This window comes from Algoriphagus sp. (assembly GCF_029254265.1).
Classification (GTDB): Bacteria; Bacteroidota; Bacteroidia; order Cytophagales; family Cyclobacteriaceae; genus Algoriphagus.
In genome coordinates this window covers 14,745-31,089 of record NZ_JAQWXX010000132.1, presented here as the reverse complement: position 1 = coordinate 31,089, position 16,345 = coordinate 14,745, and the positions used below count along the sequence as shown (strand labels likewise).

Sequence of the window (16,345 nt, the reverse complement as noted above, 5' to 3'; positions counted from 1 at the left end):
TTTCTAAGCATGAAAATTCTTCCTTACCAGCCCGACCAAAGCGGTTTAGCTTACACGGTCGGCACCACTTTAGATCGATTCATCAAACTTAAACAAAGCGATTTTCCCTATGCCTCAGGAGAGCTTTCGCAACTTCTGCGTGACATCGCACTTGCATCCAAGATAGTCAATCGCGAAACAAACCGAGCAGGACTTTCTTCTATTGGAGGTGCTTTCGGGCAAACAAATGTACAAGGCGAAGAGCAGCAAAAGCTAGACGTGATAGCAAATATTCGTTTTATGAGAGCGCTCAGCAAAGGAGGTGAAGTTTGTGCAATTGTTTCGGAAGAGGAGGATGCGGTCATTGATCTTCAAAATAAATCAGGCAAGTATGTGGTTGCAATTGATCCATTAGACGGAAGTTCTAATATTGATGTGAATATCAGCATTGGAACGATCTTCTCAATTTATAGAAGAAAAACCCCTGTTGGTAGTCCAATTTTAAAAGAGGACATCATGCAGAAAGGCACTGAACAAGTGGCGGCTGGCTATGTGTTGTATGGATCATCCACCATGCTGGTATACACTACTGGTTTTGGAGTCAATGGCTTCACTTACGAAAACTCCCTGGGTGAATTTTTTCTTTCCCATCCCGACATCCAAGCGCCAAAAACCGGGCAAATTTACTCTGTAAACGAAGGCTTATACAATGATTTTGATCCTTCCATTCGAAGCTATATCGAGGAATGCAAGACTAGAAAATATTCTGCAAGATATATTGGGTCATTGGTAGCCGACTTTCATAGAAATCTTCTCAAGGGTGGAATCTACCTCTATCCTGCAACAAAAAAGAATCCTTCCGGAAAGCTCCGCTTGCTATATGAGGCAAATGCTTTGGCTTTTATAGCTGAGCAGTCTGGAGCTTTGGCAGTAGATGGAAAGCAACGAATTCTCGAAATCGAACCGACTTCCCTTCATCAGCGGACTCCACTTTATATCGGTTCAGAACAGATGGTAAGTGAGATCCAATCTGTGATCCTGAATACGAATGATCAAATCAAGGAATATCACCATTGAGAAAAGATTGCGATTAGTCTTACAAAGAGTTATTATCTTGGGGGTCTAAAATCAAAATCTATGAAATCTATTAAATTAAGTTGGTCATTGGCCCTTGTTGCCGGTACAATCTTTCTTTACACAAATTGTGAGACCAAAGATCAAGTTGTAGAAGAGCCTATTGATGAGACTTTTGCTGTACAAACAGAAAAGCTTTTATTAAATGTAGACACCCTATACACCGAATTCGAAAATCCATGGGGAATGACCTGGCTTTCCGATGGAAAAATGCTTGTAACTGAGAAAAAAGGAGAGATCCTGATTTTTCAAGATGACAAATTTACTGGTGAAAAAGTACTAGGCTTACCTGCTGTTTGGAATGTCGGTCAGTCAGGACTATTGGATATCACGACACATCCTCAGTTCGAAGAAAATGGATGGATCTATATTGCTTATGGTAAAAATATGCCGGATAGCACGGGAGCTACCACAATCATGAGATTCAAGCTAGAAGGCAATAATGCTATACAACAGGAAGAATTAATTACTGCTGGCCCGGCTTGGAAAGGTGGACGTCACTTCGGAAGCAGAATCGTGTTTGACAATGATGGCTATCTTTATTTCTCCAATGGAGACAAAGGAAATATGCCTGAAAACGCACAAGACCTGACTAATTCTCATGGTAAAATTCACAGAATCCATGATGATGGAAGAATCCCTACAGACAACCCTTTTGTAGGAGTTGAAGGTGCTATCGGTTCGATCTGGACCTATGGCAATAGAAATCCTCAAGGAATGGTTTACGACAAAGTAAATAATCGATTGTATGAAACTGAGCATGGCCCAATGGGTGGAGATGAGCTAAACTTGATCGAAAAAGGAAAAAATTATGGCTGGCCCGTGATTACTTACGGTCAGAATTATGATGGAACTCCTATCACAGAAATCACCGAGAAAGAAGGAATGGAGCAACCTCTAACCTATTATGTTCCTTCTATAGCGACTGCAGGTGTAGCATTGGTTACTTCTGATCGATACCCTGCTTGGAAGGGTGACATACTAATCGGAGCTTTGGCTAAAATGCATATCAATCGAGTAGATATGGACGGGGCAAAAGCCGGAGCTCAAGAAATCATGCTTCAAAATATTGGACGTGTTCGTCAAGTAAAAGAAAGCCCTGATGGATATATTTATGCAATTACTGAAGGAACAGGCTTATTAATCAAGTTGATTCCAATCAGATAACCTCATTTTAAATGCAGTGATGAAGTCCCTTTGAGAAATCAAAGGGACTTTTTTATGCAGAAAATTTCGAAAGTTTTTAAAACCGAATTAAACTAATTCAACTCATCATCGTTTTTTAAATGTCAATAAAATATTATCATGAAACTGAAAGTCAAACTTTTACCACTTTTTATCCTGATTTCTTTTGTCAATGTCGCCTGTTCCCAAAAAACGGGAGACGAATTGCCAGTTATGGAAAGAGAAGTACTAGAGTTTTCGACCCCAACCGAAAAACTTGCTATCAAGCTTGACACCTTATATACGGGTCTTCAAAACCCTTGGGGGATAACATGGCTCGAGAATGAGAAAATGCTTATCACAGAGCGGAAAGGAGAAATTCTCATTTTTGAAGATGATAAATTCACCGGTCAAAAAGTACAGGGCCTGCCGGCGATGTATGTCAATGGCCAGGCAGGCTTGTTGGATATTATTCCGCATCCTGAATATTCACAAAACGGCTGGATTTACATTTCCTATGCAAAAGCAGTTCCGGGAGGAGGCGCCACGAGTGTTGCTAGATTTAAGCTCAATGGCAATCAAGCAAGCGAATTTGAAGACTTAATTGTCACCGTTCCCGCCTGGAATGGAGGCACACATTATGGCAGCAGGATTGTTTTTGATAAAGACAATTTCCTTTTTTTCACTAATGGTGAAAGGGGATCACAAAATAATGCTCAAAACCTCACCAATTCTCATGGGAAGATTCATCGGATCAAAGATGACGGCACAATCCCAAGTGACAATCCATTTGTCAACAGTCCAAATGCTATTAAATCGATCTGGACCTATGGAAACCGGAATCCTCAAGGAATGATTTACGATCAAGCTAATAATCGCATCTGGTCTGTAGAGCATGGACCACAAGGTGGAGATGAACTCAATCTAATCGAAAAAGGAAAAAATTACGGTTGGCCCGTAATTACTTATGGCATCAACTATAACGGAACTCCCATCACCAACATCACAGAAAAGGAAAGAATGGAACAGCCGGTACATTACTGGACACCTTCAATAGCAACTTGTGGCATGACACTGGTTACTTCTGATCGATACCCTGAGTGGAAAGGGAATATTTTGGTAGCAGCATTGGCCAAGCAACACATCACCAGAATAGAATTAGATGAGACTGATTTTTCATCAGAAGAAAAGCTCTTTCAGAATATCGGACGAGTAAGACAAGTCTCCCAAAGTCCAAATGGCTATATCTATGCAATCACAGAAGGTACAGGATTGCTTGTGAAAATGATTCCAGCGAGATAGAGCTGGTTAGTTTTAATTCAAATCTCAATAAAAAATAAGGTTGTCAGTGGTAATTCTGACAACCTTATTTTTTGCTTTCAAAGACCAACTATGGCAGACCAGATTCAAATTACACAAAATCAACATCCACACTAAATGGATACTTCATCAGAAACTGAAGTGCCTCTTCAATTTCAAGATCTTCAAATAATACTTTATACAAATTCTCTGTGATGGGTGCTCGGAGTCCAGTAGTTTCTAAGAAAGCCTTGATGATCCGTACCGTATTGATCCCTTCAGCTACCTCATCCATACTTGCCAAAATCTCTTCCAAACTTTCTCCTTTTGCTAGTCTATAGCCTACTGTATAATTTCTCGAGTCAACCGAATTGCAGGTAGTTACCAAGTCTCCAATTCCGGCTAGTCCAAACACGGATTTTACGCTTCCTCCAAGTGCATTACTTAAATGGACCATCTCGACCATTCCTCTGGAGATCAAGAGTCCTTTCGCATTTTCTCCCAATCCCAAACCTGCTAATGCTCCTGCAGCAATCGCAATTATATTTTTCAAAACACCCGATAGCTCAACACCTATGATGTCAGAATTCCCATAAACCTGAAACTTTTCAGAACGAAGGAGTCGCTGTCCTTCCAAAATCACTTCATTGTATTTACTGGCAATGACAGTGGCCGCCGGTTGGCCTTGAATCAATTCTTTAGAGAGATTTGGACCTGCAAGACACCCCACTCGTACAGCTACTGTCTCTTGCAGAATCACCTCGCTCATAGTCAGAATTTGATTTCGATTTAGCCTTTTCACAGTATCCAGTGTTTCACCTGGTTTAAGATTTAAGCTGAGTCCTTTGGTCCCATGAATGATCAGATGATATGGAAAAAGAAAGGGAGCAAAAGTTTTTACGACCTCCAAAAATCCCGAAGATGGGATCATGAAAAACAAAATATCACAACGGTCGCAGATATCTTTTGGCTCGTTCGTTGCTAAAATCGTGGGATTCAAATTCTTTCCTTGAGCAGTATTAGTACTATTGATCTCATTGACTACTTCTGGTTTGCGGGCATACACAATCACTTTATTTTTCTCAGCCAGCATATTTGCTATGGCAGTACCAAAGCTTCCAACCCCGACTACACCGATTACTTTTTCATTTGAAGAGTTTTTCGAGTCCATATCCTGTCAGTCTGTTGTGATAAAAATAGAGTAAACTCATGTCTTGAGTTGTGATATTTCCTAAAGAATCCTTCACCAGAGGGCGTTTGGCATGATACATTCCTACATTATCCATCCCATGACTAATAATCTCTTCAATATCTCGGTTCATATGAGGAGCTGTTTTGATCAAGTTTTGAGATTTTAATTCAAAAATTGCATTCAAAACATTTTGACATTCTTGTTTGAATTCTTCATACGAAATAATCAAATCCTCCTCAGGAAGACGTAATAATTCAAACAAATCAAGTTTCTGATTTTTCCTCTTGATCATTTCAAAGGCAGTGAATGAAACCAAATGTGAACTAAAAACACGATTGATTTTGTGAAATTCCTCAACTATTCGCTTTCCAAGCATATTCGTGTATTCTTCTTCGCGCTGCTGATCTACCGTCACCACTCCGTCAGACATAAAATAGTCTCGGGTATGAATTTGCCTTCCATTCTTGTCAATTGTTCTGCCATCTTGGTCTACATAATTACCAAGGACGTCCATCGCTTTGCCGATAGAGACAGAAATATCAGATCCCTTGGTAAAAAACTTGACCAAAAACTTCGAAATCTTATATGAGGTCGAGAACTCATCGTTCTCTTTGTAATAACGCTCTTGACCTGTAGAACTTAGGTGATCGCGGATCAAACTTGGAGCCTCCAGCACAAAATGATAGTTGATCGTAACTGGAACAATGAATATTTTTCCAGATATCTCATTATTCCCCGCTTGGTAATTGGCACGCTGAGCTTCAATTGCAGTACTTAGCAAACCTAACTTCAATCTGGATTCGATCGTGCCACTTCTGGATCTTGTACCTCCGGGAAAAAACAAACTATGGCAACCAAACTGAATAGCTTCTTTGGAATAAGTCTTCAAAGTCTCCAAATACATCAGATTCTTTTTTCTGCGATCCACTTTATAAGCACCCAAGGCATTCATGAAGTAAGCAAAAATGGAAATATTAAATAGGTTTAAACCAGCTCCATAGATAAACGGAGGCAATCCCAAAACGGAAATAATCCAACCAATCAAAATACTGTCCAAATTACTAAAATGTGTAGGAACCATGACGATCGTCCCCTTGGTGGCCAGATCTCGAATCTGATCAGTTTCTCCAGTAATCTGAATTTTATCCTGAAGCGTATATTGATTGCTAAAAATAGACTTAATACCCTTTACCCGAGCTGCATTCAACAATCTGGAAAATCCATAGGTCACCACGCTACGTGTAAATTTATAGTGAGTCGCTTTGAAATTACTGGCGATTTCCTCTGCGTATCTATTCGTGATTTTATTGAGAACGGCCTTATAGCCTTCGAATCGACTAGTCTTTTTCTCTTCACTACTGATATGTAGCAAGGAAGACTTCACTTCTCCCCAAAACTCCCCCTCATCATCCGGATCCACCACCCATGGGTTTTGCTTGATGCGGAGCTTTTCTCTATAAAGCGTCGTCTCAAGTTCCTCTTTAAGGATTTCAGGATTATTCCCAGTTTGTTTAAGAATTCTATTTTCTGCTAGGTCAGCGACTTTTTTTACAAATTCTTTACGCTCTCTAGCCAGTTTTACAACCGGCCATTCTTCCTTACTTGGAAGTATTGGTTCGTATCGATGTTTGATGTATTTCTCCTCCAAAGCGAGTTTCTATTTTTAAAAATTTCATCAAAGATAATCAAAAGACCTTCTGCCCCCGAATTATCAAAAGAGAGAAGATCTGAAATTAACCTTTTGATTTTAGAAAAAATGCTAAAATAGCAGTTGTAACCAACCCCATAAGCAAAGCTCCAACAGAGGCTTGAACCATATAGCTTTGAATATTAAAATAGGCTTCTGCTGCTTCTCGTTTCATTTCTCCGGCACTTACCGAATAATCGATTATGTTGTTGAAATAATCCGGAGTTATAAATTTATTGATAATGTACTGTGTCAAGGGACTAAGAATTGCTATAAATACCGATAGAATCGCACCAGAAGCAAAGCCTTGTTTGTAATTCATGACTCCCTTGAAATAATTTCGCTTTTTATCTAGCAAAGCAAAAACATAAAGTGTAATCGCCACTACTGCAAAAATATTTGTCAGAGAGGCATGGTCTCCGATTTTTTCATCATGCCAGCCGAGGGATTTCTCCACAACCATCCATAACAATGTGGCCAGAGAAAATAGAAACGCCCACTTAATTTCAATTTTAAGATTTTTCATAATGCGTAGGTTTTGTGATAGATACTGGGATATCATAAACAAAATACGAAATTTTGAAAACGATAACGATTTTAGACTGTTTCAATGTCTATATACTGATTACTATTGCCCAAGAAAGAAAGGGTAGTATTTTTACGCTATCAAAGACCTGATGAAAGCAGACCTCAAGCAAATACAAGATCCGATTGCTTCCGAAATGACTGAGTTTGAACTCAAGTTTAAAGACTTGATGAAAAGCAAAGTCAAACTTCTCGATCATATCATGAATTACATCGTGAAGCGAAAGGGTAAGCAAATGCGGCCTATGTTCGTTTTCTTAAGCGCTGGATTGACAGGTGGTATTAACGAGTCCACACATCGGGGAGCAGCACTTATTGAACTGCTACATACTGCCACGCTCGTTCACGACGATGTAGTCGATGACGCAAACTATCGAAGAGGTTTCTTCTCCGTAAATGCCTTGTGGAAAAATAAGATAGCCGTGTTGGTTGGGGATTTCCTATTATCCCGAGGACTTTTGCTTAGCGTAGACAACGATGATTTTCATCTGTTGAAAATTGTATCAAATGCAGTAAAGGAAATGTCTGAAGGCGAACTCCTTCAAATCGCCAAAGCCCGAAAACTCGATATCACAGAAGAAGTTTACTATCAGATCATTCGCCAAAAGACAGCAAGCTTAATGGCTTCCTGCTGTGCCGTGGGAGCATCAAGTACAGCTAGCAGTATAGAGACTATCCAACAGATGCGGACTTTTGGGGAAAAAGTAGGGATGGCTTTCCAGATCAAAGACGATCTTTTTGACTATGGTGATGATGAAATTGGTAAGCCAGTTGGTATCGATATCAAAGAGAAAAAGATGACTTTGCCGCTGATTTACGCACTTTCTCAGGCAGATTGGTTTGAGAAAAGACGGATTATTAGTTTGATCCGAAATAAAAGCGATAATAAAAAAGCGGTCAACGAAGTCATTGACTTTGTTAAAAAAAGCGGCGGATTAAATTACGCCAAAGAAGCCATGTATCGATTTTACGAAGAGGCGATGGTTATTTTGAATCAATTCCCAGAATCGGAATATAAAACGTCAATGGCAGCATTAGTGGATTATACTATTGAGCGGAAGAAGTAAGTCAGCTCCTAAAAACTAGTTTTATTTTTTATTACTTCTTGCCAATTATTTTAACTTTGATAGTATCAAATGATACTATCAATGAGGCCTCCTTACGATATAACTTCTAATATTTTAAAATATATAAGCTCGATCTCTGAGAAAATCGGAGCGGCAAATACACTTTTTTTAGACAAACAATCGCCTCAGCTTCGGAAGCAAAATAAAATTAAGACTATTCATTCCTCTCTACAAATCGAGGGAAATACCCTTTCTGAAGAACAAATAACTGCATTGGTTGACAATAAACGCATTATTGGTCCACAAAAAGACATTACCGAAGTCATCAATGCTATTGCTGTTTATGAAAGTTTAGATTCATTAAAATCTGTTTCAGAGAAATCCTTCCTTTCTGCTCATGGCTCACTGATGAAAGGATTAATAACTCAACCTGGAAAATACCGAACTTCAGGTGTTGGAGTCGTAAAAGGTTCTCAGGTAGCCCACTTAGCTCCACCCGCTCAAAATGTCCCAGGATTGATGAAAGATCTGTTCAATTACCTTAAAAATGACCAAGAACTGGCATTGATCAAAAGCTGTGTTTTTCATTATGAAATGGAATTCATTCACCCGTTTCTAGATGGAAATGGAAGAATGGGACGACTTTGGCAAACCATCATTTTAAAAGAGCGGTATTCAGTTTTTGAATTTCTACCTTTTGAAACATTAATCAGTCAAAGCCAAGAAGAGTACTATCAAGCTTTAGCTGCAAGTGACAAAGCTGGAAAATCCACTGTTTTCATTGAATACATGCTTCGAATCATCGATAGTTCACTTGAAAACATGCTCAAAATTACCGGTAGAACGTTAACTTCTGATGAGCGCATTTCCTACTTTTTGACCTTAGGCAAAAATGAATTCAGCAGAAAAGATTATATGGAAGTGTTTAAAAGCTTATCATCTGCAACAGCAAGTCGCGACTTGAAAAAGGCAGTGGAAAAAAAAATGTTTTTAGCTGAAGGTGAGGGAAATCAAATGAGGTATTCCTTAAATAAAACCAAATAATTATTATGCCAGGTTTTCCAAAAACCCCTTAAACTCCTCAAAATCATTCTCCATCGGAATCACCTTTTTCTCTCCTTTCAGAAAAGCTGCTAATCGCTCGGGCAAGACAAGTTTTTCTCCCAGTGCTTTTTCCACCACGTCTCTGAATTTTCCAGGGTGCGCAGTTTCTAAAAATACTCCTTGAAAGCCCGGGTTATCCTTCATAAAATCAACCAAGCCTAAATAACCCACCGCTCCATGTGGATCAAGAGTGTATCCTATTTCATTGACTTTTTGAATTGCTTTCACAGTTTCTGAATCGGAATAAAAAGCGCCGGAGACCTGCTGCTTTAAGCGATTTTCATCGAAATCATATAAAGCCAAAAGTCTCGGGAAATTACTTGGATTTCCTACATCCATACTGTTGGAAACTGTCTGAACAGATGGCTTTGCCAAAAATGCATCACCAGACAAAAACTGAGGAACCACTTTATTTTCATTGGTTGCAGCCACGAAATGGTCGATTGGCAAACCCATTTTTTGCGCTAAAATACCCGCAGCCAAATTCCCAAAATTCCCACTTGGTACAGAAAAAACAACCTTTTTGCCATTTTTTGGAAGTCTTGAAAAGGCATAGAAATAATACAAACACTGTGGAATCCAACGGGCAATATTGATCGAATTCGCCGAAGTCAGAAGCAATTTCTGGTTCAATTCAGGATCGAGAAAAGCTTCTTTCACCATTCGCTGGCAATCATCAAAAACACCTTCCACTTCCAGAGAAATGATATTCTGACCCAAGGTCGTAAACTGCTTTTCTTGTAACTCACTTACTTTTCCTTTCGGAAAAAGAATAATCACTTCCACTCCCTCCACACCAAGGAAACCATTTGCAACGGCACTTCCTGTATCTCCGGATGTTGCCACCAAGACTCGAACTTTTTGATCCGATTTAGTTAGTAGCATGCTCATCAATTTTGAACAAAACCGAGCTCCAAAATCCTTAAATGCCAGCGTTGGTCCATGAAAAAGCTCCAAACTGTAGACATCATGTTTCACCTCCACTAGTGGCGCATCAAAAACCAATGTATGATCTACTAACTCCCTGATTTGAGAATCACTAAGTGCAGAAGAAAAAAGCGCATCAATGACTTTATAGCCAATCTCCTGAAAAGTCATTGTTGAAAAGTCCGCATAGAAAGATTCCTCCAAAATTGGAATCTCCTCAGGCATATATAATCCTTGATCCGGAGCCAAACCTTTAATTACAGCTTCAGAAAGTGAAACCTTGTGGGAGGAATTGGATGTGCTATAAAATTTCATACGGAGAAGTGCTACTAATTAAAACTTGGGTACATTTTTCCGGGTTAACCCTGAATCACATAAGCCCCTTGAGTGTTGATTTTTGAGAAATAGGTGTCTACTTCCAAACCGATGGTTTGATAGATTTCTTGTGCCGCAGCTGCGATTTTAGCTGAATTCCCTACCCCTTTGGAAAGTGCAAAAAGTGTAGGTCCAGACCCTGAAATCCCCACCCCCAATGCTCCAGCATCTTTTAAAGCCTCTCGGATCTCATAAAATCCAGGAATTAAAACTGCACGATAGGGCTCCGCAATCACATCCTTGAGAGACCGAGAAATCAAATCATAATCTTCCTGATACAATCCAGCAATCAAACCGGCAACATTACCAGACTGAATAGTAGATACTTTCATCGGGATTTGATCTCGCAATACCGATCTGGAATCCGCAGTATTCAACTCAAAGTGAGGATGCAACAGCGTACAGTACAATTGATCTGGAACATGTAATTTGATCACATCCAATGGGTGATAATCACGAATCAAAACAAACCCACCCAATAAGCTAGGAGCTACATTATCAGCATGTCCAGCTCCACAAGCCACTTTTTCGGAAACGATCGCAAAGGGGAGTAAATCTTTTTTATCAAAAGGATTCGCCAAAAGCTCATTGGCAGCCACTATTGCTGCCACTGCACTAGCTGCACTTGACCCCATTCCTGATCCTAGCGGCAAACCCTTTTTAAGATATATGTCAATCCCAGGATTAATCCCTAGTTCATCAAGCATGGCTTGAATTGCCACTGCGCAGGCGTTTTTGGAAGCTTCCAAAGGCAACCTTCCTTGATCTCCTTCAATAGAAACTACCCGAAGTCCAGGCTCGTCTTTGAGCACAAGTTCGACTGTATCCCCCATCGCATCGATGGCAAATCCAAGAATATCGAAACCGCAAGAAACGTTGGCTACAGTAGCTGGGGCAAAGGCTTTGACAGATTTCATTATTCTCGAGTATAGTTACCGATTCGAATCACATCTGCAAAAACTCCTGCAGCGGTCACATCTGCTCCTGCTCCTGGTCCACGAATAATCATCGGTCGATCTAGGTACCGATCTGTGGTTAAAAGAATCATATTATCACTTCCACTCAAGGAACTAAAAGGATGTGAATTTGGCAGCGAATTCAATCCCACTTTAGCTTTTCCATTTTCTAAAGTAGCCATGAATCTGAGCTTTTCTCCTTTTGCTTCTGCGGCCTTCAAGAGATCTAAAAAGGACTGATCGTGCCCTTGGAGTTTTTCGAAAAACTCTGTAACAGAGCTTGCCTTTTGGCAATCCTCCGGAACCATGCTCTGAATCGTAATATTATCAAATTCCAAAGTCTGCTCTGCTTCTCTACCCAAAATCAATATTTTACGGGCCACATCCATTCCGCTGAGATCATCTCTAGGATCAGGCTCGGTATAACCTTTTTCCTTGGCGAGCTTCACTACTTCAGAGAATGGATCACCTTTCTCGAGTTCTGAGAAAATGAAATTCATCGAACCACTCAATACTGCTTCAATCCGAATGACTTTATCTCCTGAAAGCATTAAATCTTGTAATGTATTAATTACAGGAAGACCAGCCGCAACATTCGTTTCATAGAGGAATTTGACTCCTCGTTTTTTCGCGATTTTTTTCAAGGCCAAGTAATTTTCCATCGATCCGGAATTTGCCTTTTTATTTGGAGTTACGATGGCAACTTTCGCTTCCAAAATTTTAGAATACAGCTCAGCTACATCCTGACTGGCGGTACAATCCACAAAAACAGAATTCGAGAAGTTCATCTCTTCCATCTTTTCGATAAATCGATTGAGATCAGTTTTATCATCTGTATCACTAAGTTGATATGGATTTTTCAAATCAAATCCATCTTCATGGAAGGCCATATATCTACTATTTGCCAAGCCGTGAATTTGAATATCCAGTTCGTTGTCGCCACGGAGTTTTTCTTGCTGATTGGCAATCATCTTGATAAGCGCCTGCCCAATCAATCCTGTCCCTACCAAAAACACGTGTAAAACTTTATTTTCTGAGAGAAAAAATGCCTCATGCAACGCATTCAGTGCTTTTTGAAGATCTGCTTGGGGAATTACCGCAGAAATATTTAACTCCGAACTACCCTGCGCAATCGCAGCGACGTTGATATTATTTCTACCTAAGGCACGAAACATTCTTCCAGAAGCTCCTGGATTATGTTTCATATTTTCTCCTACCACCGCGATGGTTGCTAGATTATGAAGCAGAGTTACCTCATCCATCTCACCGGATTTGATCTCATAATAAAACTCTTTTTCTACCGATTCTTTGGCTAAAAATGCCTCGTGAGACTTTATCGCAAGACAAATGCTATGCTCGGAAGATGCTTGTGAAATTAGGAGTATTGTAACTTTTGCTTCTGCCAAAGCTTTAAAAACCCTACTACTTGCTCCAGCAGAATCCATCAAACCAGCTCCCTGCACAGTGACCATGGAAATATTTGAAATTGAGCTGATTCCCTTTATCAATGGCCCTACACTCACATCCCCATTAATCAGAGTTCCAGGGTTTTCAGGCTCAAAAGTATTCTTGATGTAAATCGGAATATTCCGCTTCATCGCCGGCTGCATAGTTGCAGGGAAAATCACTTTGGCACCGAAATGCGAAAGCTCCATCGCCTCACTATAACTCAACTGGGGAATGGTAAATGCAGTATAAACCAACCTTGGATCTGAAGTCAAAACTCCGGAAACATCTGTCCAGATCTCCAAGTCTGTCGCTTCCAAAGCTCCCGCAAAAATCGCTGCAGTATAATCTGAGCCAGATCTACCTAATGTAGTGGTTTCGCCCTTTGCTGTGGAAGCAATAAATCCTGTGATCACTTTGACTCCTTCATGCTTACCAAAGTAGGATTTGATTTGAGAGTTGGTAGTTTCAAAGTCCACTTTCGCCTGACCAAATCGATCATTTGTCCTGATCACATCCCTTGCATCCAAAAACTGAGTTCGCACTCCTTGAGCCGAAAGGGCCTCGGCCAAAATAAATGCGGACAAACGCTCTCCAAAACTTGCGACATAATCTAGTGTGCGTGGTGAGTTTTCCTTGATTAAATAGATACCGTGAAAGAGATCCTCCAATTCTTTAAATCGGACTTTGACATAAGTCATGACAGTAGACTGATTATGCACTCCAATGAGCTGTCTGACAAGCATCAAATGTTTTTCTTCCAGTGTTTGAAGGAGGTCTCGATACGTTTCATCTCCCTCCCTAGCCAATCTGGCAATCTCTAAAAGACTCTCGGTAACACCCCCAAAAGCTGAAAAAATAACGGCGATTTCGCTTCGTTTCAGTTTTTCCTGAAGAATTGAAAAAACTCGTTTAATGTTGTCATGGTTCGCTACGGATGAGCCACCAAACTTGATGATTTTCATAAATAAACTGGAGATTAATTTCTGTAATTGATTATGCCTTTTCAGGCCTCGGAGGCGGGTACTTTATAGATCGAACGGGATCAACCCGTAATCATCGTGAACATTCCGGTAGTCATAGAAAAAAATGTGCATGCGCCAGTCGCCGAGATCGGAAATTGGGTTTCATTGGAAGAAAATTTCGCTGCAAATACCATGATTGGAAAATTGACTTGACAATCTTACTGCCTAAATCCCAATTAGCCAAACAATTCATTAGAGTTTTTTGAAAAAAATAGCACAAACATTAGAAAAAAATCAAAAAAGGAAGCAATTATTACTATAAGATCTTATTTAGGGAATTCGATTAATCTGAATTTTGGCTAAATTAGATCATTACATTTTCAACTTTCCCATCAAAATAAAACACCATGAAAGCAATCAAGTCATTCAGTATAGGGTTAATTTTCTTTGTTGTAAGTAGCTGTGGAAGTTTGAACCCAATAAACCCTCTAAGTCTGTTGATGGGAAATTCATGGGCACTGTCTTCTCTAATGGGAAAGAGCCTGGATCTAAGTCAATTTGCAGATGGTGTTCCTTCCCTTAATTTTCTTGAAGGCGGAAAACTAGCAGGTTTCACGGGCTGTAACAATCTATCCGGCAGTTTTGCTCTTGAAGGATCATCTATCAGACTCGATCCTGGTGCAGTAACCAGAAAAGCTTGTCCTGGAACTGGTGAACAAGATTTTCTGGGAGCTTTAAGCAAAGTGGGAAATCTGAAAATCGGAAAAGACAAACTTACTTTCCTTAATGGAGAAGAAGAATTGATGAGTTTTATCCCAAAGGAGGATTAAAATAAGCCTTCAATTTTCATCATTTTGCCTCTAAAATTGACCTCGCTTCCTTTTTTCTGACCGATCAAAGTTTGTCCAAGTGGAGAGCTTTCGCTTAGTAAAAAGATCTTTTGTCCATCCACATCAAGCTGACCAAGACTAAGAGAAATCAAGAAAATATCATTTCCCAAATGGACTAAACTACCTTCTTGCACAGTTGGAGATATACCCTTTATGGATTGGAGTCTGCAGAGTTCGTCAAACTCAAATTTAGCCTGCTTCAGTTGTTTTTCAACTGTAAGCAAATCTTGAGTCATAGTCTCTCGACCAGTCTCAAACTTATCTCCTGCACTACTTTTGGTATCTTCGAGAATCCCAAGATTAATCGCTCGACGTTCTTCATCAAGCATTTTTATTTTTTCCTTCACCTTGGATATGGCGGTCTCATAAACCTTTGCCTTTAATTCATTCATATTCTTAGGGGTTACAAGGCTCCTTGCGACGGGTATCAATGATGTATACTATTTTCCAGCCTTCGGCAAATTTGACCAACTGAAAGGAATTCACCCCACAATGACTAAAATCACCATTGACATAAAACTCATAAGGAGTCCAGGCAGTTGCCATTGGACCATCTATTTTGATTTGATAATCTAAAATCCGTTCATCAAGTTGGGTATCTGCTGGTGTTGTACCTATCCGGTTTAAGAAATCCGGAACAGAGCCCGAGTTAACTTGAGGTCCATCAGCTGACATGGCAATGGTCTGCATAATCGCATCTCCCGAGAAAACAGCAGCAATTTGATCCGTATTTTTGGTTCTCATTCCATCAAAAAGAGATTCGATCACATGTTTAACTTCCTGCTCAGCAGTTTGGGCTAGGCAGATATTTGAAAAAAAAGAAGCAAATACAAATGCTAAAATTAGTTTAATTCTCATCTTAAAATAAGTTAGACCTCACCGTAAAGTTTGAAGGTAGTATTCTGAAGTGCTGGAGTATTCACTGCGAAATGCATGGATTCTGCGATATCGGTTGGAGTTACCCACTTACTATAGTCCGCATCAGGCATCGACTCTCTATTTTGCGGAGTATCTATAATACTTGGCACAAAGATATGGGATCGAATTGAAGTCTCTTTGGTTTCCTCTCCGACTATTTCCGCCAAATCGAAAATTAACTTCTTACTCATTGCATAGGCGAGTTTGCCGACTGCATCTTCTAATTGTAATGCCGGACGAGCCCCGACAAATAGCATTGTTCCTTTTTTCTGATTTTTCATGATTGGCAAAAATCCTTTTACCAAATGAAAAGCACTGAAAAAATTAAGCTTGAACATGCTTTCAAAATCATCCTGACTAGTCTCTGAGATAGATCCCATTGCAAATCCTCCAACGATCATTGCCAGCGCATCCAATTCACCATATTGGAGTTGATATTCCTTAATGAATTCAGCCACAGCATTTTCATCAGTCACATCCACCTCGTAGATATCGTCTGCCTCCTCTACTTGTTCATCTTTATTAGGCTGTACCAAAGCAATGATATGATAACCTTCACGCTTAAACTTTTCTACTACGGCTGTTCCAAGATTTCCTGCTGCTCCAGTTATGATTATATTTCTGCTCATACTAATTAAAATTTGTCTCGTATTATTC

15 protein-coding genes are annotated in these 16,345 nt (G+C 39.8%); 6 read left to right on the top strand and 9 right to left on the bottom strand.

Annotation, left to right across the window (positions count from 1 at the left end; all coding sequences use genetic code 11):
• The first annotated feature begins 9 nt into the window (after window positions 1-9).
• From fbp to P8O16_RS19550, 3 genes are all read left to right on the top strand, one after another.
• On the top strand, window positions 10-1,056 hold the full coding sequence (gene fbp, locus P8O16_RS19560; RefSeq protein WP_300317780.1) for a class 1 fructose-bisphosphatase: 1,047 nt from the start codon (window positions 10-12) through the stop codon (window positions 1,054-1,056).
• A gap of 60 nt (window positions 1,057-1,116) precedes the next feature.
• The gene (locus P8O16_RS19555; RefSeq protein ID WP_367182862.1) at window positions 1,117-2,280 is read left to right on the top strand and encodes a PQQ-dependent sugar dehydrogenase; all 1,164 of its coding nucleotides are present in this window, start codon (window positions 1,117-1,119) and stop codon (window positions 2,278-2,280) included.
• A gap of 138 nt (window positions 2,281-2,418) precedes the next feature.
• Complete coding sequence (locus P8O16_RS19550) at window positions 2,419-3,579, top strand: PQQ-dependent sugar dehydrogenase (protein ID WP_300317777.1); 1,161 nt, start codon at window positions 2,419-2,421, stop codon at window positions 3,577-3,579.
• A 109-nt stretch (window positions 3,580-3,688) separates the two neighbouring features.
• On the opposite strand, the gene P8O16_RS19545 is transcribed toward P8O16_RS19550, so the two are convergent.
• The 3 genes from P8O16_RS19545 to P8O16_RS19535 form a co-directional block, all read right to left on the bottom strand.
• Entirely contained in the window at window positions 3,689-4,747 is a 1,059-nt protein-coding gene (locus tag P8O16_RS19545; protein WP_300317775.1) for an NAD(P)H-dependent glycerol-3-phosphate dehydrogenase, read from the bottom strand.
• Entirely contained in the window at window positions 4,722-6,416 is a 1,695-nt protein-coding gene (locus P8O16_RS19540) for a 1-acyl-sn-glycerol-3-phosphate acyltransferase (protein ID WP_300317774.1), read from the bottom strand. The genes P8O16_RS19545 and P8O16_RS19540 overlap by 26 nt, the downstream gene beginning before the upstream one ends.
• An 85-nt stretch (window positions 6,417-6,501) precedes the next feature.
• Window positions 6,502-6,981 (bottom strand): DUF4199 domain-containing protein, encoded by a 480-nt coding sequence (locus P8O16_RS19535; protein WP_300317772.1) that lies wholly within the window; start codon window positions 6,979-6,981, stop codon window positions 6,502-6,504.
• Window positions 6,982-7,132: 151 nt separating this feature from the next.
• Here P8O16_RS19535 and P8O16_RS19530 point away from each other — a divergent pair, with 151 nt between their 5' ends.
• Window positions 7,133-8,107, top strand: coding sequence for a polyprenyl synthetase family protein (locus tag P8O16_RS19530; RefSeq protein ID WP_300317769.1), 975 nt, complete (start codon window positions 7,133-7,135; stop codon window positions 8,105-8,107).
• Between the two features lie 81 nt (window positions 8,108-8,188).
• Window positions 8,189-9,151: a Fic family protein gene (locus P8O16_RS19525; protein WP_300317766.1), complete on the top strand. Its 963-nt coding sequence runs from the start codon at window positions 8,189-8,191 to the stop codon at window positions 9,149-9,151.
• Between the two features lie 3 nt (window positions 9,152-9,154).
• On the opposite strand, the gene thrC is transcribed toward P8O16_RS19525, so the two are convergent.
• The 3 genes from thrC to thrA are packed head-to-tail and all read right to left on the bottom strand — an operon-like array spanning window position 9,155 to window position 13,880.
• Entirely contained in the window at window positions 9,155-10,453 is a 1,299-nt protein-coding gene (gene thrC / locus P8O16_RS19520; protein ID WP_300317763.1) for a threonine synthase, read from the bottom strand.
• A gap of 44 nt (window positions 10,454-10,497) precedes the next feature.
• Window positions 10,498-11,430: a homoserine kinase gene (locus tag P8O16_RS19515; protein WP_300317760.1), complete on the bottom strand. Its 933-nt coding sequence runs from the start codon at window positions 11,428-11,430 to the stop codon at window positions 10,498-10,500.
• Window positions 11,430-13,880, bottom strand: coding sequence for a bifunctional aspartate kinase/homoserine dehydrogenase I (thrA, locus tag P8O16_RS19510; RefSeq protein WP_300317757.1), 2,451 nt, complete (start codon window positions 13,878-13,880; stop codon window positions 11,430-11,432). The genes P8O16_RS19515 and thrA overlap by 1 nt, the downstream gene beginning before the upstream one ends.
• Window positions 13,881-14,287: 407 nt before the next feature.
• Between thrA and P8O16_RS19505 the strand changes: the two genes are divergently transcribed.
• A complete protein-coding gene (locus P8O16_RS19505) occupies window positions 14,288-14,710 on the top strand; it encodes an META domain-containing protein (protein ID WP_300317755.1) in 423 nt (140 codons plus the stop codon).
• Here P8O16_RS19505 and P8O16_RS19500 read toward each other — a convergent pair.
• Genes P8O16_RS19500 through P8O16_RS19490 form a run of 3 tightly spaced genes read right to left on the bottom strand, consistent with a single transcriptional unit; the run spans window position 14,707 to window position 16,317 of the window.
• The gene (locus P8O16_RS19500) at window positions 14,707-15,162 is read right to left on the bottom strand and encodes a hypothetical protein (protein WP_300317752.1); all 456 of its coding nucleotides are present in this window, start codon (window positions 15,160-15,162) and stop codon (window positions 14,707-14,709) included. The genes P8O16_RS19505 and P8O16_RS19500 overlap by 4 nt on opposite strands.
• A gap of 4 nt (window positions 15,163-15,166) precedes the next feature.
• A complete protein-coding gene (locus P8O16_RS19495; RefSeq protein ID WP_300317750.1) occupies window positions 15,167-15,628 on the bottom strand; it encodes a nuclear transport factor 2 family protein in 462 nt (153 codons plus the stop codon).
• A gap of 11 nt (window positions 15,629-15,639) precedes the next feature.
• Window positions 15,640-16,317 (bottom strand): SDR family NAD(P)-dependent oxidoreductase, encoded by a 678-nt coding sequence (locus P8O16_RS19490; RefSeq protein ID WP_300317747.1) that lies wholly within the window; start codon window positions 16,315-16,317, stop codon window positions 15,640-15,642.
• Window positions 16,318-16,345: the final 28 nt, after the last annotated feature.

Bases quoted from the DNA above. Each gene is read 5' to 3' on its own strand.
- fbp (WP_300317780.1), top strand. From the start codon at position 10: ATGAAAATTCTTCCTTACCAGCCCGACCAAAGCGGTTTAGCTTACACG.
- P8O16_RS19555 (WP_367182862.1), top strand. From the start codon at position 1,117: ATGAAATCTATTAAATTAAGTTGGTCATTGGCCCTTGTTGCCGGTACA.
- P8O16_RS19550 (WP_300317777.1), top strand. From the start codon at position 2,419: ATGAAACTGAAAGTCAAACTTTTACCACTTTTTATCCTGATTTCTTTT.
- P8O16_RS19545 (WP_300317775.1), bottom strand. From the start codon at position 4,747: ATGGACTCGAAAAACTCTTCAAATGAAAAAGTAATCGGTGTAGTCGGG.
- P8O16_RS19535 (WP_300317772.1), bottom strand. From the start codon at position 6,981: ATGAAAAATCTTAAAATTGAAATTAAGTGGGCGTTTCTATTTTCTCTG.
- P8O16_RS19530 (WP_300317769.1), top strand. From the start codon at position 7,133: ATGAAAGCAGACCTCAAGCAAATACAAGATCCGATTGCTTCCGAAATG.
- P8O16_RS19525 (WP_300317766.1), top strand. From the start codon at position 8,189: ATGAGGCCTCCTTACGATATAACTTCTAATATTTTAAAATATATAAGC.
- thrC (WP_300317763.1), bottom strand. From the start codon at position 10,453: ATGAAATTTTATAGCACATCCAATTCCTCCCACAAGGTTTCACTTTCT.
- P8O16_RS19515 (WP_300317760.1), bottom strand. From the start codon at position 11,430: ATGAAATCTGTCAAAGCCTTTGCCCCAGCTACTGTAGCCAACGTTTCT.
- thrA (WP_300317757.1), bottom strand. From the start codon at position 13,880: ATGAAAATCATCAAGTTTGGTGGCTCATCCGTAGCGAACCATGACAAC.
- P8O16_RS19505 (WP_300317755.1), top strand. From the start codon at position 14,288: ATGAAAGCAATCAAGTCATTCAGTATAGGGTTAATTTTCTTTGTTGTA.
- P8O16_RS19500 (WP_300317752.1), bottom strand. From the start codon at position 15,162: ATGAATGAATTAAAGGCAAAGGTTTATGAGACCGCCATATCCAAGGTG.
- P8O16_RS19495 (WP_300317750.1), bottom strand. From the start codon at position 15,628: ATGAGAATTAAACTAATTTTAGCATTTGTATTTGCTTCTTTTTTTTCA.
- P8O16_RS19490 (WP_300317747.1), bottom strand. From the start codon at position 16,317: ATGAGCAGAAATATAATCATAACTGGAGCAGCAGGAAATCTTGGAACA.